The following is a 416-nucleotide window of genomic DNA, read 5'->3' on the forward strand; positions in this document are numbered from 1 at the left end:
TGTTGAGTGCGTTGTTGAGGCGTTTTTTGAGCCATTTGGGGTAGGCCGGTGGTCGGGGTTCGTGGTGTTGGGGTCGGTGGTAGTTTCCGGAGGGGCTGAGCCAGGCGGTGGTGCCGTTGGTGGTGGGAAGGGGTTTCCAGCCGCGGAGGCGGATCTTGGTTCGTTCCGGGTCGTGTTCGCGGCGGTAGTGGCCGTGTCTGGTTTTGTCGTCTTTGAAGTGTTTGAGCAGGTGATGGCGTTGGCAGGCTGGTCTTTGGTTGGTCAGGGTTGTTTTCCCGCCGTGTTCGTAGGCGGTGAGGTGGTCTGTGTCGGTGTCCATGACGGGGTTGGGGCAGTTCGGGAAGTAGCAGCCGCCGGCTAGGGCGCGCAGGAGTGCTTTTTCGCTTTCCCGTAGTGTGTAGCGTTCTGCTTTCATG

General features: G+C 60.3%; 1 protein-coding gene. It reads right to left on the reverse strand.

The features are described from left to right. A partial coding sequence (locus JMA46_RS16815; protein ID WP_207346493.1) for an HNH endonuclease signature motif containing protein occupies window positions 1-416 on the reverse strand: 416 nt, incomplete at both ends.

The sequence above is a fragment of the Arthrobacter sp. E3 genome, assembly GCF_017353415.1.
GTDB lineage: Bacteria > Actinomycetota > Actinomycetes > Actinomycetales > Micrococcaceae > Specibacter.